24 protein-coding genes and 1 pseudogene are annotated in these 25,970 nt (G+C 61.9%); 7 read left to right on the top strand and 18 right to left on the bottom strand.

Annotated features, from left to right (window positions below):
- Positions 1-233, top strand: a pseudogene (locus HX875_RS32600) (hypothetical protein); the annotation flags it as partial.
- Between the two features lie 269 nt (positions 234-502).
- Here HX875_RS32600 and HX875_RS04675 read toward each other — a convergent pair.
- From HX875_RS04675 to HX875_RS04715, 9 genes are all read right to left on the bottom strand, one after another.
- Positions 503-1,267: an ABC transporter ATP-binding protein gene (locus tag HX875_RS04675; RefSeq protein ID WP_003209529.1), complete on the bottom strand. Its 765-nt coding sequence runs from the start codon at positions 1,265-1,267 to the stop codon at positions 503-505.
- A gap of 13 nt (positions 1,268-1,280) precedes the next feature.
- A complete protein-coding gene (locus HX875_RS04680; RefSeq protein WP_177042059.1) occupies positions 1,281-2,399 on the bottom strand; it encodes a succinylglutamate desuccinylase/aspartoacylase family protein in 1,119 nt (372 codons plus the stop codon).
- Positions 2,400-2,408: 9 nt separating this feature from the next.
- A complete protein-coding gene (locus HX875_RS04685; protein ID WP_076016567.1) occupies positions 2,409-3,119 on the bottom strand; it encodes an ABC transporter permease in 711 nt (236 codons plus the stop codon).
- Positions 3,116-3,844, bottom strand: coding sequence for an ABC transporter permease (locus HX875_RS04690; protein ID WP_177042061.1), 729 nt, complete (start codon positions 3,842-3,844; stop codon positions 3,116-3,118). The genes HX875_RS04685 and HX875_RS04690 overlap by 4 nt, the downstream gene beginning before the upstream one ends.
- A gap of 57 nt (positions 3,845-3,901) precedes the next feature.
- Positions 3,902-4,681 carry a transporter substrate-binding domain-containing protein gene (locus HX875_RS04695; RefSeq protein WP_003213667.1) on the bottom strand — a complete coding sequence of 260 codons (780 nt, stop codon included), beginning with the start codon at positions 4,679-4,681 and terminating at the stop codon, positions 3,902-3,904.
- Between the two features lie 337 nt (positions 4,682-5,018).
- Positions 5,019-6,653: an ATP-dependent DNA ligase gene (locus tag HX875_RS04700; protein WP_177042063.1), complete on the bottom strand. Its 1,635-nt coding sequence runs from the start codon at positions 6,651-6,653 to the stop codon at positions 5,019-5,021.
- Positions 6,650-7,654, bottom strand: a complete 1,005-nt coding sequence (locus tag HX875_RS04705; RefSeq protein ID WP_177042064.1) for a ligase-associated DNA damage response exonuclease — start codon at positions 7,652-7,654, stop codon at positions 6,650-6,652. The genes HX875_RS04700 and HX875_RS04705 overlap by 4 nt, the downstream gene beginning before the upstream one ends.
- A 194-nt stretch (positions 7,655-7,848) precedes the next feature.
- Positions 7,849-10,290, bottom strand: coding sequence for a penicillin acylase family protein (locus HX875_RS04710; RefSeq protein ID WP_177042065.1), 2,442 nt, complete (start codon positions 10,288-10,290; stop codon positions 7,849-7,851).
- A gap of 228 nt (positions 10,291-10,518) precedes the next feature.
- Positions 10,519-11,163, bottom strand: a complete 645-nt coding sequence (locus HX875_RS04715; RefSeq protein ID WP_177042066.1) for a glutathione binding-like protein — start codon at positions 11,161-11,163, stop codon at positions 10,519-10,521.
- Positions 11,164-11,259: 96 nt separating this feature from the next.
- Here HX875_RS04715 and HX875_RS04720 point away from each other — a divergent pair, with 96 nt between their 5' ends.
- Positions 11,260-11,829: a cysteine hydrolase family protein gene (locus HX875_RS04720; protein WP_177042067.1), complete on the top strand. Its 570-nt coding sequence runs from the start codon at positions 11,260-11,262 to the stop codon at positions 11,827-11,829.
- Positions 11,830-11,928: 99 nt separating this feature from the next.
- On the opposite strand, the gene HX875_RS04725 is transcribed toward HX875_RS04720, so the two are convergent.
- From HX875_RS04725 to HX875_RS04745, 5 genes are all read right to left on the bottom strand, one after another.
- The gene (locus HX875_RS04725; RefSeq protein ID WP_177042068.1) at positions 11,929-12,717 is read right to left on the bottom strand and encodes an ABC transporter ATP-binding protein; all 789 of its coding nucleotides are present in this window, start codon (positions 12,715-12,717) and stop codon (positions 11,929-11,931) included.
- Positions 12,714-13,772, bottom strand: coding sequence for a FecCD family ABC transporter permease (locus HX875_RS04730; protein ID WP_177042069.1), 1,059 nt, complete (start codon positions 13,770-13,772; stop codon positions 12,714-12,716). The genes HX875_RS04725 and HX875_RS04730 overlap by 4 nt, the downstream gene beginning before the upstream one ends.
- A gap of 161 nt (positions 13,773-13,933) precedes the next feature.
- Positions 13,934-15,049 carry an ABC transporter substrate-binding protein gene (locus HX875_RS04735; RefSeq protein WP_177042070.1) on the bottom strand — a complete coding sequence of 372 codons (1,116 nt, stop codon included), beginning with the start codon at positions 15,047-15,049 and terminating at the stop codon, positions 13,934-13,936.
- Positions 15,050-15,077: 28 nt separating this feature from the next.
- The gene (locus tag HX875_RS33060; RefSeq protein ID WP_177042103.1) at positions 15,078-15,131 is read right to left on the bottom strand and encodes a hypothetical protein; all 54 of its coding nucleotides are present in this window, start codon (positions 15,129-15,131) and stop codon (positions 15,078-15,080) included.
- Between the two features lie 20 nt (positions 15,132-15,151).
- Positions 15,152-17,533: a TonB-dependent receptor gene (locus tag HX875_RS04745; RefSeq protein ID WP_177042072.1), complete on the bottom strand. Its 2,382-nt coding sequence runs from the start codon at positions 17,531-17,533 to the stop codon at positions 15,152-15,154.
- 196 nt (positions 17,534-17,729) lie between these two features.
- Here HX875_RS04745 and HX875_RS04750 point away from each other — a divergent pair, with 196 nt between their 5' ends.
- Both HX875_RS04750 and HX875_RS04755 read left to right on the top strand, forming a co-directional pair.
- Entirely contained in the window at positions 17,730-18,440 is a 711-nt protein-coding gene (locus HX875_RS04750; RefSeq protein WP_003213692.1) for a response regulator, read from the top strand.
- Entirely contained in the window at positions 18,437-19,828 is a 1,392-nt protein-coding gene (locus HX875_RS04755; protein WP_177042073.1) for an ATP-binding protein, read from the top strand. The genes HX875_RS04750 and HX875_RS04755 overlap by 4 nt, the downstream gene beginning before the upstream one ends.
- A gap of 258 nt (positions 19,829-20,086) precedes the next feature.
- On the opposite strand, the gene HX875_RS04760 is transcribed toward HX875_RS04755, so the two are convergent.
- Positions 20,087-20,971 (bottom strand): LysR family transcriptional regulator, encoded by an 885-nt coding sequence (locus HX875_RS04760; protein WP_177042074.1) that lies wholly within the window; start codon positions 20,969-20,971, stop codon positions 20,087-20,089.
- Between the two features lie 121 nt (positions 20,972-21,092).
- Between HX875_RS04760 and HX875_RS04765 the strand changes: the two genes are divergently transcribed.
- Positions 21,093-22,463, top strand: a complete 1,371-nt coding sequence (locus HX875_RS04765; RefSeq protein ID WP_177042105.1) for an MFS transporter — start codon at positions 21,093-21,095, stop codon at positions 22,461-22,463.
- 122 nt (positions 22,464-22,585) lie between these two features.
- On the opposite strand, the gene HX875_RS04770 is transcribed toward HX875_RS04765, so the two are convergent.
- Positions 22,586-23,386: an AraC family transcriptional regulator gene (locus HX875_RS04770; protein ID WP_177042075.1), complete on the bottom strand. Its 801-nt coding sequence runs from the start codon at positions 23,384-23,386 to the stop codon at positions 22,586-22,588.
- 137 nt (positions 23,387-23,523) lie between these two features.
- On the opposite strand from HX875_RS04770, the gene HX875_RS04775 reads away from it, so the two are divergent.
- Together HX875_RS04775 and ddlA are read left to right on the top strand one after the other, a co-directional pair.
- Positions 23,524-24,162, top strand: a complete 639-nt coding sequence (locus HX875_RS04775; protein ID WP_177042076.1) for a LysE family translocator — start codon at positions 23,524-23,526, stop codon at positions 24,160-24,162.
- A gap of 43 nt (positions 24,163-24,205) precedes the next feature.
- Complete coding sequence (gene ddlA, locus HX875_RS04780; RefSeq protein WP_177042077.1) at positions 24,206-25,300, top strand: D-alanine--D-alanine ligase; 1,095 nt, start codon at positions 24,206-24,208, stop codon at positions 25,298-25,300.
- Between the two features lie 13 nt (positions 25,301-25,313).
- Here the strand turns inward: ddlA and HX875_RS04785 are convergent, their stop codons facing one another.
- Both HX875_RS04785 and HX875_RS04790 read right to left on the bottom strand, forming a co-directional pair.
- On the bottom strand, positions 25,314-25,628 hold the full coding sequence (locus tag HX875_RS04785) for a helix-turn-helix domain-containing protein (protein WP_010177068.1): 315 nt from the start codon (positions 25,626-25,628) through the stop codon (positions 25,314-25,316).
- The gene (locus HX875_RS04790; RefSeq protein ID WP_177042078.1) at positions 25,615-25,935 is read right to left on the bottom strand and encodes a transcriptional regulator; all 321 of its coding nucleotides are present in this window, start codon (positions 25,933-25,935) and stop codon (positions 25,615-25,617) included. The genes HX875_RS04785 and HX875_RS04790 overlap by 14 nt, the downstream gene beginning before the upstream one ends.
- Between the last annotated feature and the right edge of the window lie 35 nt (positions 25,936-25,970).

The following is a 25,970-nucleotide window of genomic DNA, read 5'->3' on the forward strand; positions in this document are numbered from 1 at the left end:
CCGACCTGAGTGGTAAAAGCAAAAGCAAAAGCCGCTTTTCTGTAGGAGCTGGCTTGCCGGCGATGCAGGCAACTAGGTCTCTCAGGTACACCCAGTTGATGCCATCGCAGGCAAGCCAGCTCCCACAGTTGACCGTGCCCGCTGTAGCTTTTGATTTTGATGTTGCTTTTGCTTCACCACACTCAAGCCGGCCTGTAGGCCGCTGTGCTCTTGATCTGCTTTTGATCACTTAGGCGCCCCGTTAAACCACGCTGGCCGAACGCAGGTAGTACGGAGCGGGTAAACCGGCAGGACGCCGGTTTAGCCGCGACGGGGCAGGGATGCCCCGTCGCGGCGGCCCGCGGAGTAATGCCGGAGCTGAGGGCACACCGAGCCTTAGCGAGGTGCCGAGTGGTGGGGCAAGAGCGTTTTGCTTACTTTTGCGCTGTTCAAAAGTGAGCCGCTGTAAGAGCGGAACCCATATCAGCCATCACCTAAATAACGGATATGCCCCCCCCCAGCCCTACTTCAAATTCCCACTCAAAAACTGCTGCAACCGCTCGCTCTTCGGATTACCCAGCACATCCTCCGGCGCACCTTGTTCCTCCACCAACCCCTTGTGCAAAAACAGCACCTGGCTCGACACCTTCCGGGCAAAGCTCATCTCGTGGGTCACCATGATCATGGTCCGGCCTTCCTCAGCCAGCCCCTGAATCACCTTCAACACCTCACCCACCAATTCCGGATCCAGCGCCGAAGTCGGCTCGTCAAACAGCATCACCTCCGGCTCCATCGCCAGCGCCCGGGCAATCGCCACCCGCTGTTGCTGACCACCCGACAAAAACGCCGGGTATTGACCCGCCACCCGCGCCGGCAGCCCAACCTTGTCCAGGTAACGACGAGCCCGGTCCTCGGCGTCCTTCTTGCTGCAGCCCAAGACCCGGCGCGGTGCCATGGTGATGTTCTCCAGCACACTCATGTGGCTCCACAAGTTGAAATGCTGAAACACCATCGCCAACCGCGTACGCAGGCGCTGCAACTCAGCGTCGTCAGCCACACGCATCCCATGGCGGTCGCTGACCATACGAATCTGCTGCCCGTCCAGGGTCATGGCCCCATCATTCGGCTGTTCAAGAAAGTTGATACAACGCAAAAAGGTGCTTTTGCCCGAGCCGCTGGCGCCGATCAAGCTGATCACATCACCGGTCTTGGCCTTGAGCGAGACACCTTTGAGCACCTCATTGTCGCCATAGCTTTTATGCAGGCCTTCAACGGTCAATTTGTACATGGGGCATGCATCCTCAAGGCGAAAGTAGGTAGCCGCTGCGATAGGCTTCAAGGCCTGCGACATGGGCGATGACCATCCCGGCAGTGGCCATGCGCCGCAGCGAACGGGCGTAAAGCAGGCCGGCATTGCCGCAATGCACCGGCGTTACGCGGTCAGAAATGGGGTCGATGATTTCGGCGATCAGTTGCCCGGCTTCCACGTATTCCCCGGGCAGGGCGCTGAACACCAGCAAGCCGCCCACGGGCGTGGCCACCGGCTCGACGCCCGCCAGTGGTGTGGCGGGGTAGGGCAATTGCGGCAGCGGTGCAGGCTCGCCGCTGATCGCGCCGAAGTGAATCAGGTAATCAATGATCGCCTGGCAGTCGAGGCTGGCCAGGCCGTGGTTGACGTCGCCCTGGCCGCGCAGCTCGACGGTCACCGAAAAGCTGCCCATCGGGATCGGGAAACGCTCGCCAAACCGTTGCTGCAATTGCCACCACACCAAAGTGAAGCATTCATCGAACGATTGCCCGCCAGAGTCGGTGGCCAGCAGGCTGGCTTCCGAGCCGATATAGCGCGCCAACGGCTCCACCCGGGGCCACGCTTCGGGGGTGGTGTACAGGTGCGCCACGGCTTCGAAGTCGCAGTGCAGGTCCAGCACCATGTCGGCATCGCACGCCAGGCGTTGCAGCACCAGGCGCTGGGACTCCAATTGAGTGGCGGGTGTTTGCGCCCCAAGGGCCATGACCAGAGCGTCGCGGATCAACTCGACGTTGTGCTGCGGATCGTCTCCCAGCAGTTCTTCAACCTGATTGCCGACTTCGTCGCTCAGGTCGACAAACAGGCGATTGAAGTTCTGCCCGCTTTCCAGCTCGTAGCGGCCCAGGGGGATGTCCATCAACACCTGTTCCAGGCCGGTGGGGTTGGCGATGGGCACCAGCACGATCTCGCTGCGCAGGCGGCCGGCCGCAGCCAGTTGTGCCAGGCGCGCCTTGAGATGCCAGGCCACCAGCATGCCCGGCAACTCGTCGGCATGCAGCGACGACTGGATGTAGACCTTGCCTTCTGCCTGCTCGGGCCCGAAGTGGAAACTGTGGATCTGCCGCGCCGTGCCCGGCACCGGCGCCACGAGTGGATGAATCTGATGACGCATGAAGGCTCCTTAGTGGCTGGGCCCGAGAAAGGCCAGCCAGCGGCGCTCCGCCAGACGAAACAGACCCACCAGGGCAAAGGTCACGGTCAGGTAGATCAGCGCAGCGATACCGAATGATTGAAACGTCATGTAAGTGGCCGAGTTGGCGTCCCGGGCGACTTTCAAAATATCCGGGATGGTTGCGGTGAAGGCCACCGTGGTCGAGTGCAGCATCAGGATCACTTCATTACTGTAGTACGGCAACGAGCGGCGCAGGGCCGACGGCATGATCACGTAGGCATACAGCTTCCAGCCGCTCAGGCCGTAGGCTTTCGCCGCTTCCACTTCGCCGTGGGCCATGCTGCGGATCGCCCCGGCGAAAATCTCCGTGGTGTAGGCGCAGGTGTTGAGGGCGAAGGCGAGGAGGGTGCAGTTCATCGCATCACGAAAGAACGCATCCAGCACCGGCTGCGCACGAACCGCCGCGATGCTGTAGATCCCGGTGTAGCAAATCAGCAACTGGATATACAGCGGCGTGCCGCGAAACAGGTAGGTGTAGAACTGCACCGGCCAGCGCACCCAGCGGTTGCGCGACACCCGGGCGATGGACAGCGGGATCGATACCAGAAAGCCAATGAAGATCGACGCGCTGAGCAGCCACATGGTCATGGCCAGGCCGGTGATGTGCTGGCCGTCGCTATAAAGGAAGGGCCGCCAGTATTGCTGGATCAGTTCGATCATCGCACTGCCTCCCGTGAGCCTGCGGAGTAGCGCCGTTCGAGGCGGCGCAGGACGAAGTTGGAGGCGCTGGTGATCAACAGGTAGATAAACGCGGCGATCACCAGGAAATAGAACAGCTGATAGGTGCTCTTGCCGGCGTCCTGGGCAGCCTTGACCAGGTCGGCCAGGCCGATGATCGACACCAGGGCCGTGGCCTTGAGCATCACCATCCAGTTATTGCCGATGCCCGGCAGGGCGAAGCGCATCATCTGCGGGAAGGTCACGAAGCGAAACCGCTGGCTGCGCGAGAGCCCGTAGGCCGTGGCGGCCTCCAGTTGGCCACGGGGCACGGCGAGGATCGCGCCGCGAAAGGTCTCGGTGAAATACGCACCGTAGATAAAGCCCAGGGTGATGACCCCGGCGCTGAATGGGTCGATCTCGATGTAGTCCCATTCCATAAAGTCGGTAAAGCCGGTCAGCCAGATTTGCAGGCTGTAGAAAATCAGCAGCATCAGCACCAGGTCGGGCACGCCGCGAATCAAGGTGGTATAGATTTGCGCGGGAATCCGCAGGAACGGCAGGCTGGACAGTTTGGCGGTGGCGCCGAGCAAGCCCAGCAACACGCTGACGGCCAGGGAGAACACCGACAACTTGATGGTCATCCAGGTGCCTTGCAGCAACAGCGGGCCGAAACCCTTCAAGCTAAAGGCGCTGAGGCCCAGGGTTTGCAACAGATCTTCGAACATAAATCAGGACCTATGGCGATAAAAAAGCGCCCCTCCAGAGGAAGGGCGCCCCAGGCATTATTTGCCGCTGTACAGGTTCAGATCGCCAAAGTGTTTCTTCTGGATGGTGGCGTAGGTGCCATCATCGTGTAACGCTTTGATACCTTTATCCAACAAGGCCTTGAGGTCTTTGTTACCTTTTTTGATACCGACCGCAGTTTTGGACGGCAGCAGTGGGTCGTCGATGGCCTTGCTGACTTCATAGTCAGCACCGGCTGGCGACTTCAAAAAGCCCAGTTCGGCTTGCAGCATGTCTTGTACGGAAGCGTCCAGACGGCCGGAAGTCAGGTCAGCATAAACCTGGTCCTGGTTGGCGTAGGCCTTGGTGGTCACACCGGCCTTGTCCAGTACGGCCTTGGCGTAGGCTTCCTGGATGGTGCCTTGCTCGTAGCCAACGCTCTTGCCCTTGAGGGACTCAGGTGTGGAGTAGTTCGCGCCCTTTTTGAACACCAGGGAAGTCGGGCCGGAGAACAGCTCGTTGGAGAAGTCGATCGCCTTTTCACGGGCTTCGGTCACGGTCATCGAGGAAATCACGCCGTCGAACTTGTTGGCGTTGAGGCCTGGAATCATGCCGTCGAAGTCACTTTCGACCCATTTGCACTTGACCTTCAGCTCGGCACAGATGGCATTGCCCAGGTCGATATCGAAGCCCACCAGGCTGCCGTCGGCGGCTTTTGACTCAAACGGCGCGTAGGACGGATCGACACCAAAACGCAATTCCTTGTATTCCTTGGCCAGCGCGGAACCGGCGGCCATGCACAGAGCCAGTGCAGAAAGGGTCAGCAATGCTTTTTTCATTATGTAATCCCTGGAAACCAAGATAAGCGCTTGTGGCGCGGTTAGGACTGTTACTGAACGGTGTCAGACCCGACTCAAGTAGCAATTTCTGCACCATAGTTCCGAATGGTCGTTTTAAAAGGTGAGATTAAGAAGTTGTGCCAGTAGGAAATGCCCGAAAATGGGCATAGATAATTCTGAGCACTATTTTGAGGCGCTGGAAGATTTCAAATGGAGCACTTGTGTGGGAGCTGGCTTGCCTGCGATAGCATCATCTCGGTGTAGCTGATAGTCCGAGGCGTCTGCATCGCAGGCAAGCCAGCTCCCACATTGGTCGGTGGCGTTCCTCAGAGAAGTGTCAGGTGAGTAAATCCTGCAACGTCGCCAGGTTGTCCGCTTCCTCGACCGACTTATCCTGGCGCCACCGCAACATCCTCGGAAAACGCACGGCAATCCCGCTCTTGTGGCGCTTGGACAGGGCAATCCCCTCGAAACCCAACTCAAACACCAGGCTGGGCGTCACACTGCTCACCGGGCCGAATTTTTCCACGGTGGTCTTGCGGATAATCCCGTCGACCTTGCGCATTTCTTCATCGGTCAGCCCCGAATACGCCTTGGCGAAAGGCACCAGCGTGCGCTCGCTGCCGGGCGGGCCGTCCCACACGGCGAAGGTGTAGTCGCTGTACAGGCTGGCGCGCCGGCCATGACCGCGCTGGGCATAGATCAGCACCGCGTCGACACTGAACGGGTCGACTTTCCATTTCCACCACACGCCCATGTCCTTGGTCCGACCCACGCCGTAGAGGCCATCGCGGGCCTTGAGCATCATGCCTTCCACGCCCAGGCTGCGGGAGGCTTCACGTTGCTCTGCCAACGCTTGCCAGCTATCGGCGGTCAGCAATGGCGAGGCCCGCAGCGTGGGCTGCTCGCAATCGGCAATCACCTGCTCCAGCTGCGCCCGGCGTTCGGCCTGGGTGTGGTTGCGCCAGTCTTCACCATGGTGTTCCAGCAGGTCATAGGCCAGCACCGCGACCGGGGCGTCTTCGAGGATTTTCTTGCTCAGGGTTTTGCGGCCGATGCGCTGTTGCAGCAGGGCGAAGGGCTGTACCGATTCCTTCCACACCACGATTTCGCCGTCGATCACCGTGCCATCTGGCAGGCGGTGCTCCAGGTCGTGGAGTTCGGGGAAGCGGTCGGTGACCAGCTCTTCACCCCTGGACCAGATCCACAAGCGACCTTCGCGCTTGACCAGTTGGGCGCGGATGCCGTCCCACTTCCATTCCACTTGCCAGTCTGCGGGAGCACCGAGCAAGGCATCGAATTGCTCCACCGGTAGCGCCAGGCCATGGGCGAGAAAAAACGGATACGGCTGCCCGCCACGTTGGGCGTGTTCGTCGGACGATTCGGCGGCAATCAGCTTTAAATAGCCTTCGGCCGTCGGACGGTTGGACAGGTCGGTGTAGCCCACCAGACGCTGGGCCACGCGCTTGCTGTCCAGCCCGGCCATGGCGGCGAGGGCGCGGGTCACCAACAGTTTTGATACGCCGACCCGGAAGCTGCCGGTGATCAGCTTGATGCAGAGCATCAGGCTCGGTTGATCCAGTTGTGTCCACAAGGCGGGCAGGCGTGCGGCCAGTTCTTCGGGCGGCAGGCCACGCAGGGGCAGGAGTTTTTCTTCCAGCCACACCGCCAGGCCGTCGTCCGAGGTGTGGGGCGATTCCGGCAGCAGCAGGGAAATGGTTTCCGCCAGGTCGCCTACCGACTGATAACTCTCTTCGAACAACCACGGCTCGATGCCGGCGGCTTCGGTGGCCATGTCCCGCAGCAGTCGGGTCGGCACCAGTTGCCGGGGCCGCCCGCCGGATAAAAAGTACACCGCCCACGCCGCGTCTTCCGCGGGCGCCTGGAGAAAATAGGCCTGCAAGGCGGCGAGCTTGGCGTTGCTGGAGGTGGTGGCGTCGAGGTTGGCGTACAGCTCGGCGAAGGCTTTCATGACGCGACTTCCTCTTCGTCATCGCCGTATTCGGTGGTGAAGCCCTGGGCGTTCAGGCCCTTTTCCCGCAGGTGCCGGACCAGCACACCCACAGAACCGTGGGTGACCATCACCCGCTCGGCGCCGGTTTGCTCGATGGCCCACAACAACCCGGGCCAGTCGGCGTGGTCCGAAAGCACAAACCCGCGATCTACCCCGCGCCGCCGCCGGGTGCCGCGCAGGCGCATCCAGCCGCTGGCGAAGGCATCGCTGTAGTCGCCGAAACGGCGTATCCAGGTGCTGCCGCCGGCCGAGGGCGGGGCGATGATCAGGGCTTGGCGCAGCAGGGGATCGGTCTTTTTGAAATCACCGGCGTATAGGGTTTCGGGGATGTAGATGCCGGCTTCGCGGTACACCCGGTTAAGGGGTTCTACCGCGCCATGGCTGAGGATCGGGCCGATGCTGGCGTCGATCCCGTGGAGGATTCGTTGGGCCTTGCCAAAGGAGTAACAGAACAACACGCTGGCCTTGCCGGCGGCGATATTCGCCTGCCACCAGTCGTTGATCCCGGCAAAAATCTGCGCCTGGGGCTGCCAGCGATAGATCGGCAGGCCGAAGGTCGACTCGGTAATAAAGGTATGGCAACGCACCGGTTCGAACGGCGCGCAGGTGCCGTCGGGTTCGACTTTATAGTCGCCGGAGGCCACCCAGACTTCGCCCTGGTATTCGAGTCGCACCTGGGCGGAGCCGAGCACGTGGCCGGCGGGGTGGAAACTCAAGGTGACGCCGTGATGGAGCAGGGTTTCGCCGTACGCCAGGGTTTGCAGGTTGATGTCCTGGCCCAGGCGCGAGCGCAGGATGCCTTCGCCGGGAGCGGCGGCCAGGTAGTGCTGATTGCCGGTGCGGGCGTGATCGCCGTGGGCGTGGGTGATCACCGAGCGCTCCACCGGGCGCCAGGGGTCGATGTAGAAATCCCCGGCGGGGCAGTAGAGGCCTTCGGGCCGGGCGATAACAAGGTCCATGGGCGTGCCGTGGAGGTGGGCTTGTTAATTATGAGGCGGGGGCGGGTGGAGAAGTTCTATCGGAATGCATGCAATCAACTGTAGGAGCTGGCTTGCCGGCGATGCTGGCGACTCGGTCTTGCAGTCAGACCGAGTTGAAGCCATCGCTGGCAAGCCAGCTCCTACAAAGATTGGGTTTTTTCAGGGGTGCCGGGTTATTTGCCCGGCACCAACGTCAACCGCGTCTTCCCATAAACCCCGTCAAAGTTCTGCGGCTGCATCGGAAAGCTCAGGTATTGCGCCTTCAGCCACGGGTCGATGCCGTTGGCGTAGTTCGGGCTGGCCGGGTTGCCGGATTGGCCGATGCCGCTCTGGCCCATCATCGGTTCCGCCTGCCCGAAGTCGACGATCATCCGCAGCGCCGGTACCTGGGTTGTGTCGAAACTCTGGCCCCAGCTATATGGCGCGCTGTTCAGCGTGTTGTGATCGCCGCCTGCCGCCAGTGGCCCGCGAATGGTCTTGCCGCTGGTGTCCTTCCAGGTGTAACTGTGCAATTTGCCCCACTGCCAGGCCTTGTGATCGGCGCCCAATGCGCTGTCGCCAGCAGTAATCGCGGCGGCCAGGCTGCGGGCGAGGATCGCCGGCTTGTCGGTTTTCTGCCCGGTGCGGGCGTCATTCCAGAACGGGCTGTCTTCGCGCCCCAGCAGGTGGTCGGCCACCGCCGAGTACGACAGGTTGGCGTTGCCGATAAAGGCTTTCCAGGTGGCGCTGTTTTCCGGGCCGAGTTCGTCGAGGAAAATCTGCTTGGCGCTTTCCTGCAGGAACAACTCATAAATCGCCGCGTCGGCGGAGGTAGCTGCCAGGCGGCCATCAAAGGCCATCAGGCGGCCCAGTGCTTCCCGCGCCTTGGCCTGTTCGGCCACCGGTAATCCATCGATCGCCTGTTTCAGCGGCTGGGCCATGCCCGGCGCCTGGAACATGCTCTTGAGCTTGGCGGCAAACGTGGTGGTCTGGTCGTACTGCATGGCGATCATGCTACGGCTGTCATGCTTGCCGCTGCCCGCCAGTTGCGCGATGCGTTCGGCACGTTCCGGCGCCGCCCACGAGTTGGACAGTTGCATGCCGTAGCCGCGGGGAATGGTGCGCTGGTTGGCAGTGCCGATCCAACCCTGGGTCGGGTCCTGATCGTAAGGGTGCAGCATCGCGTCGGCGTAGCCATCCCAGTCGAAACGCCCGTCCCAGCCCGGCGATGGCACCAGGCCTTCGCCTTCACGGCGGTTCGGGAAACGCCCGGTGACTTGCCAGCCGATGCTGCTGGCGTCGGCGAAGACCATGTTCAAGGCAATTGCGCGAATTTCCCGGGTGGCGTCAGACGCTTTACTGGCGGTTTGCGCACGGGACAGGTCGAAGAACGCGTCCAGGCTCTTGTCGTCCTTGAAGTCGGCGGTCTGCAAGGCCAGGCCGTAGCCGCTGTTCAGCGACTGGGCGCTGTTGAGCAATGGCCCGTGGCGGGTTTCGTACACCGCTTCGCGAATCGGCCGCTGGCCCTTGGCGAAGTAGGTTTCGTTACGCACGATGGCCGGCAGCCATTTGCCGTTGTTCTCGTAGTACAGCGCGTTGCCCTGGCGCTTGACCTTCTCCAGGAACACATCCTGGGTATCGCCCGCGACTTGGCTCATGCTCCAGGCCACCTTGCCGTTGAACCCGGAAAGCAGGGTTGGCAAGCCGGCGATCGACACACCGGCGGCCTGGTATTTCGGCGAGCGGATCTGTACGTAGTTCCACAGCGATGGCGCCTGCATCGAGGTCGACAGGTCATTGGCCAGCAGGCTCTTGTTGCTGCGACTGCGCTGCGGGCCGATAGCCCAGTTGCTGGAACTGGACGTGCCCAGGGTGTTCAGGGTGCCGAGGTGTTCGCTGAGGCTGGTCAGCGCGGCGAGACCCGGGATCTGGCCCAGGTTGATGCCCTTGAGCTTGTCGGACTCGGCCACCGGCAACGGTTCATCCGGGTAGTTTGGGGTCAGCCAGGCGAGTTTGTCGGCGCCGACTTTTTGCGCCAGCACCAGCGACGACAACTCTTCCTGCAAGTTGGTCGACTCGCTGAAATTCAGCAGGCAGAACAGCAGCGCCGAATCTTCCGGCTTCCAGTATTCGGGCTTGTAGCCGCTCTGGGCCAGGTCTGGCGGCAGTTTGTCGCGGTAGCGGAACAGGTAGGCGTTGACCCCGCGCGCATACACTTCAAAGAAGCGCTTGAGGCGCGGCGACGAGGCGTTATACAGCTCGCCGGCGCTCTTGCGCAGGTTGACCGCCCGCATGAAACGGTCGACATCCAGCACATCCGGCCCGGACATTTCCGCCAGGCGGCCCTGGGCCAGCAGGCGCAGGGTGACCATCTGGGTGATGCGGTCGCTGGCGTGCACATAGCCCAGGGTGAACAGCGCGTCATGGAACGTGCTGCTTTCAATCAGCGGGATGCCTTGGCTGTTGCGGCGCACGGAAACGTTCTGCGCCAGGCCCTTGATGGGCTGCACGCCGGAAACCGGAGGCAGGGTGTCTTGGGTGCTCTGTAACTGGCAACCGGCCAGGCCCAAGGCACTGGCAATGGCCGCGGCAACGCCGAACCGGGGAAGAAAATGTGAGAGGGCTGGCGAGGCCATGGCAAAGCTCCTGCGGGGGGTAGCGTCAGTAAAGGCGCTACGTTAGTGAGCGCGGCGAAACGACGCAAGCGGGAGGCGATGCTTATTTGTAGATAGATTTATGGATCAGCACAAAATCCTGTGGGAGCTGGCTTGCCTGCGATGCTGGCACCTTGGTGTGTCTGATTCACCAGGGTGATGCAATCGCAGGCAAGCCAGCTCCCACAGAGCGTGAAACGCACCTTTGGGTCAGGATTTCGGTGGATTGACCTTCTGCACCAGCTCATAAGCACGCACCGTAGCAGGGCGTTGCTTGATGTGATTGAACCAGCGTTCTACGTGTGGGAAGTCTTCCAGCTTCTGGCTCTGCCACTTGTGGGAAACGATCCAAGGGTAGATCGCCATGTCGGCAATGCTGTATTCCTCGCCGGCCACAAATTTGCGGTCGGCCAGACGCCGGTCCAGCACGCCATACAGGCGGGCGGTCTCATCCACATAGCGTTTGATCGCGTAGGGGATCTTCTCCGGGGCGAACTGGCTGAAGTGATGATTCTGCCCGGCCATCGGGCCCAGGCCACCCATTTGCCAGAACAGCCATTGCAATGCTTCCTGACGACCGCGCAGGTCCTGGGGAATGAACTTGCCGGTTTTTTCCGCGAGGTACAGCAGGATCGCGCCGGATTCGAACAGGGAAATCGGTGCGCCGCCGTCCGTCGGGTTCTGATCGACGATGGCCGGGATGCGGTTGTTGGGGGCGATTTTCAGGAAGTCGGGTTTGAACTGGTCGCCCTGGCCGATGTTGATCGGGTGCACCTCGTAAGGCAGACCGGCTTCTTCCAGGAACAACGACACTTTGTGACCGTTGGGGGTGGTCCAGTAATACAGGTCGATCATGAAGCTCTCCAAGGGTGGTGACGCTTGAGCGAATGCCTGTAGGTATAGGTAATGTTAGGGTGACGAAAATTCAATGAAACATTTGGGTCTATCGATATGGAAATCCGTGCGGGCGCGGTGTTGGTGCTGATTGATCAGCAAAAAGGCATTCACCATCCCAGGCTGGGGCGGCGTAATAACCCGCAGGCGGAGGAACGTATGCTGGCGTTGCTGGGGCATTGGCGGCGGCAAGGCTGGCCGGTGATTCATGTGCAGCATTTGTCGCATTCGCCGGAGTCGGTGTTCTGGCCGGAACAGGCGGGGGTGGAGTTTCAGGACGCGTTTGTTCCCCAGGCGGGCGAGCAGTTGATCCAGAAGCGGGTGCCGGATGCGTTTTGTGGCACGGGGCTGGAAGCGAATTTGCGTGAGGTGGGGATTCAGCAAATGGTGCTGGTGGGCGTGGCCACCCATAACTCGGTGGAGGCCACGGCCCGCACTGCCGGTAACCTGGGGTTTGAGACGTGGGTTATAGAAGATGCCTGCTACACCTTCGACAAGGCCGACTTTTTCGGGCAGATGCATTCGGCCGAGACGGTGCACGCCATGTCGTTGGGCAACCTGCACGGTGAGTACGCCACCGTCATTTCCTCTGAAACCCTCCTCCCCGTAGCAGCTGTCGAGCCTTAGCGAGGCTGCGTTGGCCGCACCGCCGCTTCCAGGCCAGGCACTGCACCGCGTCGCGCCCGACGCAGCCTCGCTGAAGCTCGACAGCTGCTACGGCGGGGTTTAAGCCACGGCACCATCCACCAACACCTGCAACGTCTGCTGTGAGCACCGCTCGATGCGTACCCGCACGCCATAGACTTCGGCAAACAGCGCCGCATCCAGCACCTCATCCGCTGCACCACTGGCATACAGCCGACCCTGTCGCAGCACCGCGATATGGTCGGCGTAGCGCGCCGCCAGATTGATGTCGTGCAGCACCACCACTGCAATCAGGTTGTGCTCCCGCACCAGGTCACGTACGCAATCCATGACCTTCAACTGGTAGTTCAAGTCCAGCGCACTGGTGGGTTCATCCAGCAGCATCACCTGTGGACGGCGCGCAATCAGTTGCGCCAGGCTGACCAGTTGCCGCTGGCCGCCGGATAACGTACTCAACAGCTGGTCCGCCAGATGAGCGATGCCAATCCTTTGCAACGCATCGAACGCCTCGCGCATGCACGCGTCGCTTGAAAGCGGAATGCCATCGACGTTCGCCACCCGTAACGCGGCGATCACACTTTCCATCACGCTCAGGCTCAACCCCGGCGGAAGGTTCTGCGGCATGTAGGTCACGCGCCGGGCGCGCTCGCCAACCGACATTTTCGTCAGGTCCAGGTCACCCAGTCTTACGACGCCCTGCATCTTTTCCAGGCCGGCTATGGCCCGCAACAACGTCGACTTGCCCGCACCGTTCGGCCCGATCAGCGCGGTCAGGCTGCCATGGGCCAGGGTCGGCAAACTCAGGTCGTGCACGATCTGGCGCCGTCCATAGCTGACGTGGGCGTTCTGAATCGACAACCCGCTGCTCATAACTGTCTCCCACGCTTGAACACCAGCAACACGAAAATCGGCACGCCCACCAGTGCGGTGACGATGCCCACCGGCACAATCACGCCGGGCATGATCAGCTTGCTGGCGATGGACGACAGCGACAGCAGCAAAGCGCCGACAAGGGCGCTGGCCGGCAGCAGGAAGCGCTGGTCTTCACCCACCAGGATCCGCGCGATATGCGGACCCACCAGGCCGATAAATCCGATGGTTCCCACAAACGCCACGGCGGTGGCCGACAGCAGGCTGATGCGCAACAACGAGAAAAACCGCAGGCGTTTCACGTCGACACCAAAGCTTTGCGCACGGTCTTCGCCCATGCGCAGCAGGGTCAGGCGCGGGGCGGCGGCGAAGGAAAAGGGCATGACCACGGCGACCACAAACGCGAGGATGCCAAGCTTGTCCCAGTTGGCTCGGGTCACGCTGCCCAAGGTCCAGAACACCAGTTGTTGCAGCACGTCCTCGGTGGCCACCAGTTGCAACAGCGCGACCACCGCGTTGCAACTGAAGACCAGGGCGATGCCGAACAGCACCAGGCTTTCCACCCCGGCACCCCGCAGGCGGGACATGGCTTGCAGCAAAAATACCGAGGCGGCAGCGAACACAAACGCCGAAATGGAAATCGCCGTATTGGCCGACACCCACAGCGTCGTCACTGGAAACACAATCACCAGGGACGCGCCCAATGCCGCGGCCGAAGAAACCCCCAGAGTGAACGGACTGGCCAACGGGTTGTTCAGGATCGCCTGCATCTCGGCACCCGCCAGGGACAGCGCGCAGCCCACCAACACTGCCATCAGCGCGTAGGGCAGGCGCACGTTCCAGATAATCACCTGGTCGGTGGCGCTCAAGTGCGCCGGGTGCAGCAAACCATCGAGCAGGGCGCCAAGGCCCATGCCCGACGGGCCGCTGGCCAGGTCCACGAGGATCGCGCAAACCAGCGCGCCTCCCAGCAGGGCCAGCAGCCAGCAACGGCGCGCGAGCAGGCGGCGATAGCCCTGGCTGGCGGCGGCGAGGTCGAGGGTTTGAGTGGTCATTGGATTCGCAGCCTTGAAAACGACGAAAATCCCTGCAGGTACTCGGTCAGTGTGGGAGCTGGCTTGCCTGCGATGGCGATGGTGAATCCAACACCGCTATCGCAGGCAAGCCAGCTCCCACAGGAATCGTGTCCAGGCAGGGAATGGGTTGTGAGCCTTAGTTACTTGGCCTTGCCATCAATCCAGTAAGCACCCTGCAACGGCATGCCAAGGAACTGCTGGTTTATCGCTTCCATGGTCGCCTTGGGGTCCAGCTTGGCGAACAGTTCCGGATGCACCCACTTGGCCAGCGCTTCAATCGCCAGCAGGTTGTACGGCGAGTTGTAGAAGTCATGCCACAGGCCGTGGGAATTGCCCTCGCGAATCGCCCGAAGGTTCACAAATTCCGGGCGTGCCAGCACGCTGTCAAACGCGGCGCGTGCGTCTTCGTTGCTCACGCCCGCGCCAAGAATCAACCCAGGCTTGTGATTACCGGTGGCCACGTACACATCCGGGTCGGCCTTCAGTGCGTATTCGACACTGATGTCCCCCAGCGCCCCCGGCACCACATCGGCGGCGATGTTGCGCCCGCCCACCAGCTTGATCACTTCACCCATGCCGCTCTTGCCGGTGGTGTGCCCCGGCGCCTGCCAGGCACCGGCCAGCAATTCCAGGAACACACTCGGGCGCGGCCCGGCCGGCAAGGTGGCGACGGCGTCGGTGATCACCTTGATGTGCTGGTCATAAAAGTCGAGGAACGCCTTGGCCTGGGTTTCCCGGCCAAGGGCTTGGCCCAGGGCCGTCATGCTGGTGTGAGTGCCTTGCACCGGGTTGATGCGAAAGTCCACGAACAACACGGCGATTCCCGCCTTGGCCAACACGTCCGCCACCGGGCTGTGTTCGGTGGGGCCGTGGCCGGAAATGCTGAACACGGCGAGGTCGGGTTTCAGCGAGAGAATTTCCTCGGCGCTGACACTTTGCTCCGACGCCTGACCAATCAGCGGGATGTCTTTTACCGTCGGAAATTTCGCCACGTAGGCGTTGTAGGTGTGGGCGTCCAGCAGCTTCAAATCATTCTGCCAGCCGACAATTCGTTGGAACGGCGCGTCCTTGTCCAGCAAGGCGAAGGCGGAAATCAAACGGCCTTCGCCGAGCACCACACGTTGCACGTGGTCCGGCACGTTGACCTGGCGGCCCAGCACGTCGGTGACTTCATGGGCGGCGGCCGTTTCGGCGTGCCCCAGGATCAGCACGGCAAACAGCGCGCCCAGCTTGAGGAAGTTGCGGGGTTTCAGCATGGCGAGAACTCCAGGTGAAGGCGGCGCATCAGACATCGCTCCAGCGCCGCAAAAGGTTGTGATAGGCGCCGCTCGGTTGCAGCGTTCGCCTCGGGGGCCGGCTTAAAACTCATAGTCGACGCTGGCCGTGAGCGTGCGCCCGGCGCCCGGGATGCCGTAGAGCTGGAAGCCGTCCAGGGACGAGCCGATCTGGCTGTAGTAGAACTTGTTAAATACGTTGTTGAGGTTGAGGTTGACCGTGGTTTGTTTGGTCACCTTGTATTGCGCAGCCACGTTGTTGAGCCAGTAGCCCGGGGCCTTTTCGTGGTCGCGGGTGTAGATCGCGTAGACGCCGGACGGGCCGTTGGCGTAGCTGCTGTTGTTGTTCAAACCGCCGACGTATTTATTGTCGCTGTAGCGGCGGCGTCCTACGTACTGCGCGCCGTAGCTCAGGCTCAGGTCGTCGGTGACGGCGTAGGTGGTCCACAGGTTGGCGGTCAGGTCGGGAACGTTCTTGGCTTCCTCGCCCTTGTTGGCGCCCTTGGTCTGGGTGCTTTTGAGCGCCGAGAACCCGCTGTACACCGTCCAGCGCGGGCTGATATTGCCTTGCAGGCCAAGCTCCACGCCGTCTACGCGTTTGGCCGGGAGGGCGCGGACCGGTGCGGTTTCGCCGTCCTGGTATTCCCAGGAGTTGTCCAGTTCGGTGCGGAAGATCGCGGCGGTGACGTTCAGCAGGTCGTGGGCAATGTCCCACTTGGTGCCGATTTCGTAGGTTTTCGACTTGGCCGGGGTGTAGTTGCTGGTGCTGGCCGCGCCGTAGATCTGGTTGTTGGTGGACGCGCCCAGGGCCGACGGTTGTGCCGCTTCGCTGTAGGACACGTAGATGCTGCCGTTAGGCAAAGGCTTGTACACCGCGCCGACACGTCCGCTCACGGCTCCGTCGGTGCTGTCGACGGAAGCCTGCCCACGCTGGGTGGTCTTGGCCTGCCAGTTGTCGTAGCGCAGGGAGCCGAGCACTTGCCACTGTTCATTGAGGGTGATGGTGTCACCGAGGTAGATACCGGCGTTGTCGATCACCGAGCGCGGCTGGCCTTCGCCCTTGGTCACGGTGGTGCTGGCAAAGCTGTGGTTCGGGTCGTTCATGTCGAAGAACAGATCGCCGGCCGGCACCTCGGCGTTGCGTTTCAGGCCGCCGTAGGTCTCGTGATAGAACTCAAGCCCGCTGACCACTGCGTGTTCCAGGCCGCCGGTGTTGAGCTTGAAGGCGAAGTCGGTCTGGTTGTCGAGAATGGTGTAGCGCGTCGACTGGCCGAAGTCGCTGCCCCGCAGAATGCCGTAGGCGGTGTTACCGCTGTTGGCGTATCCCGGGTAGGCATTCACCGTGCTGCCGGGCACTTGGCTGATCGGTCCTACGCCGGTGTAGCCCAGGGTCGCACAGCGCGGGCCGGTGCAGGTTTTCTGGCCATTGGCGTTGGCGGCAAAGAAGCGTGCGGGTGAGAGCACGGCAAAGTTGTCGGTGCGCTCCCACTTGGTCTGGTTTTTCAGGGTCGCTTCGTTCCAGTCCAAATCATGTTCGAAGCGGGTGGTCAGCGAGGTGGTTTTGGTCTGCTGGGTGTACAGGTGCGAATCGCCGTACCAGTTCGAACGCTTCACGCCGGGCATGCGGTCGCCGTCGGTGCCGCGCTGGATCGGCACGCCGCCGTCCGGGGTGTTGTCGTCCTTCTGGTAAAAGGTGTCGATAAACAGGCGCGTGTCGGTGCCCAGGCCGAAGCCGAGGGAGGTCGCGATGCCCCAGCGGTCGTAGTCCACGTCGTCGCGCTCGGCCACCTGGTTGTAGTGTTTCATCAGGTTGATGCGCAGGGCGGTGGTGTCGTTCAACTGCTTGTTGAAATCGCCGGTGAGGCGGCGGTAGCTGTCGGTGCCGATGCCGGCGGAGAGCTTGTTGGCGTCTCCCAGGTGCGCCTCTTTACTCACCAGGTTGACGCTGCCGCCTACAGCCGACACGCCGGATTCGATCGAGCCGGTGCCCTTGAACACTTCCGCCTGTTGCAGGTTGAAGGTGTCGGTGCGGGTCGATTGGCCGGCATCGCGCACGCCGTCGACGGTCAGGCTCTGCTCCGAAGAAAACCCGCGAATCGAAAACAGGTCACCCCAGCCCAGGTTGCCTTCGCCGGACATGAAGGTGATGCCCGGCACGTTGCGCAACACTTCCTGCAAGGTTTGCGCGTTCTGCTCCTTGAGCACTTGCTGCGGGACAATGGTCACGCTTTGCGGGGCGTCCAGCAGTGGCTGGCTGATTTTTGCCGAGGTCACCCGGTCAACCTTGAAAGCCGAAGTGGCTTCGCCATCGATCTTGATTTCCGGCAGGCTCAGCACCGAATCCTGGGACGCCGCCACCGGCGCATCGGCCCAGGCAGTGGGTGGAAGGCTGCCGGCGGCAAGCAGGCCGAACATCGGCGCAAGGGTAGATTGGCGCGACAGAACGCGAGGGGAAGGCAATGGCATTCAGAGTGACCTAGGCTAAATTACAATTAATCTCATTTAGATTCGGTAGTCTAAAGACCGATACCGGCCGGCATGCCGTGGCTTTGTAATGGGGATGCGCGATTACCGCTTTCCACAACATTCCATTACATTTGCGTGCACGCCTGGCTGACGTTTCGGCTATCTCCTGCCTTTTGAGTTTCGGACGAATTGCCCCATGGCCAAGCAAGACCACTTGTTGATCGTCGATGACGACCCGCAAATCCGCCAGCTGTTGTGCGACTACCTGAGTGATGCCGGCTTCCAGGTGTCCACCGCTGGCGACGGCAAGGAAATGCGCCGCCGCCTGGCGCTGAATGTCATCGACCTGATCGTGCTGGACCTGATGCTGCCCGGCGAAGACGGCCTGAGTCTGTGCCGCGAATTGCGGGTGAGCTCCAACACGCCGGTGATCATGCTCACCGCCAAGGGCACGCTGATCGACCGGATCGTCGGCCTGGAAATCGGCGCCGACGATTACTTGCCCAAGCCGTTCGACCCTCGGGAGTTGCTGGTGCGGATCAAGGTGGTGCTGCGCCGGGTGCAGAGTTTTCCGGACCGGGCGCGGCTGGATGAAGCGCCGAGCATCAGCTTCGCCGGCTGGCAACTGGACACCCGGGCGCGGCAATTGCTCTCGCCCGAAGGCGTGGTGGTGAGCCTCGGCAACTCCGATTACCGGGTGTTGCGCCTGCTGTTGCAACACCCCAACCGGCCGCTGAGTCGCGACTTTTTGCTCAACCATGTGTTCGACAAGGACAGCACGCCGTTCGACCGCTCGATTGATGTGTGCGTCAGCCGCCTGCGTTCGCAATTGCCGGCCGGGCTGATCAAGACCGTGCGCAATGAGGGCTACATGCTCACCGCCGACGACGTGGCGCTGCAATCGTGAAACTGCTGCCGCGTTCGCTGTTTGGCCGGCTGGTGCTGATCCTGGTCAGCGGCATGCTCGCGGCCCAGGCGCTCACCAGCAGCATCTGGTACGACATGCGCCACGGCCAGGTGCTGGAAATCCCCAGCCGGCTGATCGCCACACGGCTGGCGGACGTGGTGCGGCTGGTGCACAGCGATCCGGCACAGGCTGATGTACTGATCAAGCTGCTCGATACACCGCGTTTTCGCCTGACGCTCAGTGATCAGGCCAGTGATGTGCCGAGCCGCATCAGCGACAGCGACCAGTCCACTGAGCGTCTGTTGAATAAAGTGCTCTCGGAGAAGACCGGCTATACGCAGAACCTGCATTTGTTGAGCCTCAAGTTGCTGGACGCCGAAGGCCAGCACGCGGGGCTTTCGACCTTGCTCGGCTCCAAACCGGTGGTGGGGCAGTTCCTTATTGACCTGCGATTGCCGGACGGGCGCTGGTTACAGGTGGAGGCCACCGAGGAGCAGGGCTGGACCAGTACCTCGCCGATGGACCTGTTGTTCGACTATGTGATGCGTATTTATTTGCTGCGGGTCGTGGTGCTGGTGATCATCGCCCTGGTGGCTGTTCGTCTAGCCATTCGCCCGCTGAATGCGTTGGCCAAGGCGGCTGAAGCGCTGGGCCGGGATATTCAACGGCCACCGCTGGCCGTCGATGGCCCCACCGAAGTACGCCGCGCCGCCCAGGCGTTCAACGCCATGCAACAACGGCTGATCGCCAATATTGCCGAACGTACGCGGTTCCTTGCGGCGATTTCCCACGACCTGCGCTCGCCCATCACACGCCTGCGCTTACGTACGGAGATGCTCGACGACAACCGCACCAAGGAGCGTTTTCGCAGCGACCTGGAAGAAATGGAGCACATGGTGTCCAGCACCCTGGATTTTGTCAGCAGCGGCGAAATCAACGAGAAACGCCAGAACATCGACATCAACGCCTTGCTGCAAAGCTTGCAGGCGGACCTTCAGGATGTGGGTGAGACGGTGACGATAGAAGGGCGGGCCAAACAGCCGCTGCCGGGGTATGCCCGCAGCCTCAAGCGTTGTGTGCAGAACCTGCTGGAAAATGCGGTGCGTTATGGGTGCGAGGTGGTGGTGAGGGTTGAGGACAAGGCCGACAGCTTGAAGATTGTGATCAGCGACCGTGGGCCAGGGATTCCCCAGGAACAGCTGGAACAGGTGATGGAGCCGTTTTACCGGGTGGAAGGCTCACGCAATGTGGAAACCGGCGGCTACGGGCTGGGGTTGAGCATCGCGCATACGATTGCCAGTGCCCATGACGGGCGGTTGAGCTTGAGCAATCGGGAGGGTGGGGGATTGGAGGTGGTGTTGCAGTTTCAGCGCAAGGCTCAAGGCTGAGTCAGGATTTTGTGGGGCAGGGAGATAATGTGGAGAGGGAGCTTGCTGTGGTGAGGGAGCTTGTTGTGGTAAGGGGGCTTGCTGTGGCGAGGGAGCTTGCTCCCGCTGGAGTGCGCAGCGCTCCCGCTTTTTTTGGGGCCGCTGCGCAGCCCAGCGGGAGCAAGCTCCCTCGCCACAGCAAGCTCCCTTGCCACAGCAAGCTCCCTCGCCACAGCAAGCCCCCTTGCCACAGCATGCTCCAAAGCCACATTGGGTGTATTACCACTGCACCTTGTTGAGGGCCTCGGCAAACGCCATCAACTTCGGCGAGTACTGCCGCGACGGCGGATACACCAGCGATATCGCCCGGCTGCGCCCGGCAAACTCCTCCAGCAAGGGCACCAGGCGCCCGGCCGCCAGATCCTCGCGCACCGCAAAATCCATCACCTGGGCAATGCCAAACCCGCCCACCGCGCCATCCACCAACGCGTCACCGATATCAAAGATCAGCCTTCCTTCGACACTCACGTCCTGCACCTTGCCATCAAGTACGAATTGCCAGTCCACCAGCCGGCTGGTGCGCAGGTTGCGTACGGTCAGGCAGTTGTGGTCCTTGAGCTCATCGACGGTTTGCGGCGTACCAAAACGCGCGAGATAAGCCGGGGCGGCCACGGTGACCCAGCGCAACGGCGGCAGTGCCCGGGCGATCAGGCGCTGGTCCTGAATCTCGCCGGTGCGCAGCAGGGCGTCAAAGCCTTCGTCGACGATGTCCACCAGGCGGTCGGTCATCACCGCTTCAATGCGCAGGTCGGGGTATTGAAGGGTCAGTTCGCCGATCACCGGCATCACCACCTTGCGGCCAAACAACGACGGGGTGCTGATCTTCAGCAAGCCGGACGGTGAACTGCGGCGGTCGAGCATCTGCCGCTCGGCTTCGGCCAGTTCCGCCAGCAGCGGCGCGCTGCGCTCATAGAGCATCTGCCCGTCCGGCGTGAGGCTGACGCTGCGGGTGTTGCGTTGCAGCAGGCGTACGCCCAACTGGTTTTCCAGCCGGGAAATGGCCCGGGACAAGCCCGATTGGGTCAGCCCCAGGTCCCCGGCAGCACGGGTGAAACTGCGGGTTTCGGCGACGCGAACCAGCAAGCGAACGGCGTTCAAATCCATGATTAAAGTCATTACTGAAAGAGTGATAAGGCTATTTATCATCTGTTGAGCATGAAAGACACTGGCGCCTCTCATTTTCTGGCAGGACGCTGTGATGTCTTTATCTCGACCCTCAGGCTGGATGTTGTCGTTGCTGGCAACCGCGCAACTGATCATCGCCCTGGACGCGACCATCGTGTTTGTCGCGCTGCCGCAGATCGGCAGCCACCTGGGTTTTTCCGCCCAGCAATTGCAGTGGGTGGTCAGCGCCTACACCGTGGCGTTCGGCGGCTTCCTGCTGTTGGGTGGCCGCGCGGCAGACTTGTTGGGCAAGCGGCGCTTGTACATCCTCGGTCAGTCGCTGTACGCGCTGTCATCCCTGGCGGCGGTGCTCGGCGCCAGCGCCTTGTTGCTGGTGCTGGCCCGGGCGGTGCAGGGCGTGGGCGGGGCGCTGTTGTTCCCGGCCACCTTGGCGCTGATCAACACCCACTACGCCGAAGGCCCGGCGCGCAACCGTGCGTTTGCGGTATGGAGCGCGGCGTCTGCGGCGGGCCTGGCCTTGGGGGCGTTGCTCGGCGGCGTGCTGACCCAGGCCTGGGGCTGGGAAGCGGTCTTCCTGGTGAATGTGCCGTTGGCCGGCGCCTGCGCCCTGGCGGCGCGCTACTGGATTCCCGTCGATGGCGAGCGGGCCCGTGGGCGCAATTTTGATATCAGCGGCGCGTTGACCGTGACGCTAGGCGGAACCTTGCTGGTGTTCGCCCTGGTGCAAGGGCCGGAGTGGGGCTGGGCGGCGCCGTCGACCCTGGGTTGCATGGCCCTGGCAGTGGCGCTGCTGGGGTTGTTCGCCTGGATCGAACACCGCGGCCGTGATCCCTTGATGCCGCTGCGGCTGTTGGGCTACCGCGAGTTGCGCATGGCCATGGTGTTGACCGCAGTGTTCATGAGCAGCTTTGGCGTGCAGTACTATTTTCTGGCGGTGTATTACCAGCAGGTCTACGGCTACAGCGTGTTGCAGGCGGGGCTGGCGTTTTTGCCGGCGACCCTGGTGTGCACCGCCGGCATCTGGCTGGCGGAACGTTCGCTGGCGCGGCTGGGTTTGCGCACCACCTTGGTCAGCGGCCAGTTGGCGGGCGCGGTGGGCATCGCCCTGGTGTGTGTGGCGTTGCCGACGGGGGCGGGGTTCTGGTCGTTGCTGCCGGGGATTTTCATCCTGAGTATCGGCCAGGGCATGACCTGGACGGCGATGTGGGTGTCGGCCGGGTTGGGCATCCGCCCGGGCGAGCAAGGTGTGGCGGCGGGCATGGCCTCCACCAGCCAGCAGATTGGCGGTGCGTTGGGGCTGGCGTTGCTGGTGTCGTTGGCGAATTCTGGCGGGTCGACGGGTGCGGCGCAGGCGGGTGGGATCGAATTGGCGCTGTGGTGGAGCGCGGCGATTGCCCTGGTGGGTGCGGTGCTGGCGTTAGCGCTTAAAGAGCGCGCTATAGAGTCGGATGCGATTTCAGCAGCGACATAAATCAACTGTGGGAGCTGGCTTGCCTGCGATGGCGGAGTGTCAGTCAGTCATTTATTCGCTGACCCACCGCTATCGCAGGCAAGCCAGCTCCCACAGGTTGATTGCATTTCAAGGCGGGATTTTCAGCGCCCGAGCATCTTCACCCAGCGCGACGGCGGCATGCCGAAGGTGCTGCGAAACTGGCGGGTCATGTGGCTCTGGTCGGTGAAGCCTGCGGTCAGTGCCGCATCCACCAGTGACTGGCCATGGCCGAGCAGGCTGCGCACCAGGTCCAGGCGGCGCATGGTCAGGTAGCGATAAGGGCTGGTGCCGAACAACAAACGAAAATCCCGCGACAACGCCCAGCGGTCACGATTGGCGTATTCCGCCATCTCGTCGAGGGTGATCGGGCGGCCCAGGGCGCTGTGGATAAATTCCCGGGCGCGCTCGGCGGCGCGGTAGTCGAAGGTCTTGCGACTGACGGTGATGCCCGACGCATTGTTCAGCGCCTGGGCCAGGTCGAACATCGCGTCCTGTTCCTGCAACGGATCGATCGGGCAATCCAGGCTTTGCAGCAACGCTTCGCTGGCGCGGTACAGCCACGGGTCGCTGGACAGCCCGCCGGGAATAAACGGCAACGGCTTGCCACCGAGCACCTGCTGGATCAGCGCCGGCTCCACATAAATCATCCGGTATTTGAAGCCTTCCTCGCTGCCGGCCCAACCGTCATGCACTTCGTCGGGATGGATCACCATGGTCCGTCCCGGCAGGCTGTGGGTCATGCCGCCGCGATAGTGAAAACTCTGCACGCCGAACAGGGTGCGGCCGATGGCGTAGGTGTCGTGGCGATGGGGGTCGAAGCCAAATCCGGCAAAGTACGCCTCTATACGCTCCAGGCCACTGGCGTGGGGCGCGCGGTGCAGCCAGTCGATATTGGTCGCCATGATGAGTTGTCGCGCAAAGAGATGGAAATACGTTAACCCAGTCTGAATCCGCTGTCTGCCGGGGTCTTGTACGATTGTGCGCGGCGGGTGCCGGGCCTATGATCCTGATTCCTGCACTGTCCTCGGCGGAATCCCACATGGAATTGTTCAATCCGGCCTACGCGGCTCCTCTGGTCTCGCTGGCCCTGCTCTGGACCGTCGCGGTCGTCACGCCCGGCCCGAACTTCTTCAACACCGCGCAACTGGCCGCCAGTTGCTCGCGTCGCCACGGCGTGGTGGCGTCCTCGGGCGTGGCCACCGGCACGGTGATCTGGGGGCTGGCAGGCGGCCTGGGGATCAAGTCGCTGTTCACCGCAGCGCCGATGCTGTACCTGGCGTTCAAGATCATCGGCGGCTGCTACCTGATTTACCTGGGGTTGAAACTGTTCCGGCGCTCGGCACCGTCCATGGCCCAGAACCTGTTGCCGGATGAGCCTCGGCGCTCACTGTTTTCCGCCTGGCGCCTGGGCTTGCTGGGCAACCTGTCCAACCCCAAGGCGGCGCTGTTCGTCGCGACGATCTTTGCGTCCACCATGCCGCAGTCACCGTCGCCGATGCTGCTGACCCTGGCGGTGATCACCATGGCGACGCTGTCGTTCAGTTGGTACTCCTGCGTGGCGCTGGTGTTTTCCAGCGAGCGGATGGCTAACGTCTACAGCCGTTCGCGCAAGTGGCTGGACCGGTTTGCCGGCGGTTGTTATGTGCTGTTCGGGGCCACGCTGGTGGCGAATCGCTGACGGCTCATGGTAAGAAGCCTTACTTTCAAACGTGAGGCCGATCATGAGCAAGCTGCGGGTAGGGATTATTTTTGGTGGCCGTTCGGCCGAGCACGAAGTGTCGCTGCAATCGGCGCGCAACATCGTCGACGCACTGGACCGTTCGCGCTTTGAGCCGATCCTGATCGGCATCGACAAGGCCGGCCACTGGCACCTCAACGACACCTCGGGGTTTTTGCTCAACGAGGAAAACCCGGCGCTGATCGCCCTCAACCAATCCAACCGCGAACTGGCCGTGGTGCCGGGCAAGGCCAGCCAGCAACTGGTGGAAACCGCCAGCCAGGCCTCGCTGGAACATGTCGATGTGATCTTCCCGATCGTCCACGGCACCCTCGGAGAAGACGGCTGCCTGCAAGGGCTGCTGCGCATGGCCGACTTGCCGTTTGTTGGCTCTGACGTGCTGGGTTCGGCGGTGTGCATGGACAAGGACATCAGCAAACGCCTGCTGCGGGATGCCGGGATTGCCGTGACGCCGTTCATCACCCTCAACCGTCGCACGGCGGCGCGTACCACCTTCGAACAGGCCCAACAGAAACTTGGATTGCCGATGTTCGTGAAGCCGGCGAACCAGGGTTCATCCGTGGGCGTGAGCAAGGTAGGCAGCGAGGCTGAATACCACGCGGCCGTTGAGCTGGCCCTGGGGTTTGATGAAAAAGTGCTGGTGGAATCGGCAGTAAAAGGCCGGGAAATCGAATGCGCCGTGTTGGGCAACGAGAACCCCATCGCCAGCGGCTGCGGCGAGATCGTGGTGCGCGACGGGTTCTATTCCTACGACAGCAAATACATCGATGACCAGGCGGCCCAGGTGGTGGTGCCGGCGGACATCAGTGTTGAACACAGCGAGCGCATTCGTGCGTTGGCCATCGAAGCGTTTGAAACCCTGGGCTGCGCCGGGCTGGCGCGGGTGGATGTGTTTCTGACGGATGAGGGTGAGGTGCTGATCAACGAGATCAACTCGTTGCCGGGTTTTACCCGCATCAGCATGTACCCCAAGTTGTGGCAGGCGGCAGGCATGAGCTACAGCGAGCTGGTAAGCCGGTTGATCGAGCTGGCGCTGGAGCGGCATGCGGGGCGTAAGGGGCTGAAGATCAGCCGGTAGCCCAGGAATGCCATCAGGCGTTACTGAGGACTTCTCGAAAAACGTCCGGCCTGATGGCTGCTATATGCAGCAATGAACGTGCTGCGCCGGACGGAGAACGGCGGCCTTGCTCCCATTCTTGAAGCGTTCGTACAGAGACTCCCAGCAATTCGGCGAACTTGGGTTGCGACAGCCCAGTTTTACTTCGGGCCTCGGCGGCTTGGGTGATTTCGACGTGATGGACCTGGCCATGACGACCTTCTTTGACATCAATAACGGCAGCCAGCAATTCCTCGCCGATGTTGCGTTTGGCGTCACGTTCCTTAAGTTGTTTCTCAGTGAGTGGCATGGTTCATTTCCTTGGCGATTTTGTAGAGGACATGCGCGGGAATATTCTCGGTGGCACCTTTGCCATAAATCAGCAGGGCAACCAGTGCACCACACGCCAATTGTGTTGTGTAGATGATCCGCACTGAGCTGCTCTTGCCTCGGCCTTCAAGACTCCAGCGTACTTTTCGGCAACCACCAGAGCCTGGAATGACAGTTCCTGAGTCGGGGTGGTTGGCGAGAAAAACCATAAAAATACCCCGTTCTTCTTCGGTCCAGTAATCGGGCCATAGCTTGCTGAATAGTGGCGACTCGATGATCGTTAACACGCAAAATTCTACGTCTTTGACGTAGCCTCTGGCAA

It is taken from the genome of Pseudomonas yamanorum (assembly GCF_013386765.1).
GTDB classification, from domain to species: domain Bacteria; phylum Pseudomonadota; class Gammaproteobacteria; order Pseudomonadales; family Pseudomonadaceae; genus Aquipseudomonas; species Aquipseudomonas yamanorum_A.